Raw genomic sequence first — 1238 nt, 5'->3', positions numbered from 1 at the left:
CGCTGGAACGATCGCATCAACAAAGCTAAAGCTGCTCAAAGGCTCGATTTAGCTCAAGCCGCCCAAGAGCGGCAAGCAGCTTTGCTGCGTCAGGGAAATCAGCGCTGGGGTCAAATGCAAGGCTGCAAAGAACGGATTGAAAAAGCAAAAGAACTGTACCGCCAAATTCAAGTACGGCGAAAAGAAGTCCGAGCAAAAGCGGCCGAAGCAGCAACTCGCACTACCACTAAAACAGAGCAGAATTGGGATACAAAGGGTTGGAATCAGAGTTCTAATTATAGCAGTTTTACGGCTGCAGACCCTTTAGAAGAAAAGTTTCAGCGCTGGGAAGCAGACGAAGAACTCGATCGAATGAAGCGGAATATAGGCCGATAGTTACCAAAGCATTCCAATCCTTTAGGGACGGGTTCACCCGAAACTCGGATTCCCAATGCAAATATTCGTCAACCCTCCCGACTCTCAGGTATTGCGATCGCTCACTCAGACTTGATAGAATTACCATTCTCAAATTGTAGGGACAATTAATCAATCATCCCTACAATATTCTCACCTACTTAATTAGCGTTGCATATTTATGCAATAAGCAAAAGCTCTAATCAAGTAAAAAAATCCATGATTTGTCCCGGCTGTCAATCCACCAATCTGACGGGGTGACAACCCCCTCATGTGAAAAAGACGAATTATGAATCAACAAACAGTTTTTTAACTTAAATCGCTGTGGTTATTCACAACGGTTGCTCTGCTTGAGAAGGTGGCTCTTCTGGCAGCGGAATAAACTCTGTCTCTTGAGGAACCTGACCAAACCGTCCCTCTCTCCAATCGAGTTTAGCTTGCTCAATGCGCGAGTGGCGACTCGAAACAAAATTCCACCACTTATGGCGCTCACCAACAGGTTCACCGCCAATCACAATACAGCGAGCCTTGCCTGAAGCAGAAATGTTTACTTCAGTACCGGAAGTGAGCACTGCCAACCGATGTTGTTCCAGAGGCACTCCATCGATCGCAAGCCCCTCTGTTACGCTGTAAACCGCCTGTTCGCTGTAATGGCCCGGTAAGGTAAATTCTCTCCCAGCAGTCAGTTGCACGTCCAGATAAATCATGGGCGAAAATATTTGAACTGGGGAAGTGCGACCATAGGCCTCACCCGCAATTAGGGTGAAGGAAACTCCTGCATCCTCCCAAACAGGCAGTTCAGTTGCCGGATGATGCCGAAACCAGGGGTCGGTTTCTTCGTATTC

Annotated in this window: 2 protein-coding genes; one reads left to right on the top strand and one right to left on the bottom strand. The window is 47.3% G+C overall.

All coding sequences use genetic code 11. The features are described 5' to 3' along the window. Positions 1-375: TIGR04376 family protein (locus tag QUA45_RS28870; protein WP_333223381.1), on the top strand; the 375-nt coding region annotated here is incomplete at its 5' end. A 350-nt stretch (positions 376-725) separates the two neighbouring features. Here the strand turns inward: QUA45_RS28870 and QUA45_RS28865 are convergent. After that, a partial coding sequence (locus tag QUA45_RS28865) for a pirin-like C-terminal cupin domain-containing protein (RefSeq protein ID WP_333223379.1) occupies positions 726-1238 on the bottom strand: 513 nt, incomplete at its 5' end.

It is taken from the genome of Microcoleus sp. Pol12A5, assembly GCF_036701435.1.
Taxonomy (GTDB): domain Bacteria; phylum Cyanobacteriota; class Cyanobacteriia; order Cyanobacteriales; family Microcoleaceae; genus Microcoleus.
Note: the sequence above shows the minus strand (reverse complement) of the source record. Positions and strands in the feature narration are given on the sequence as shown.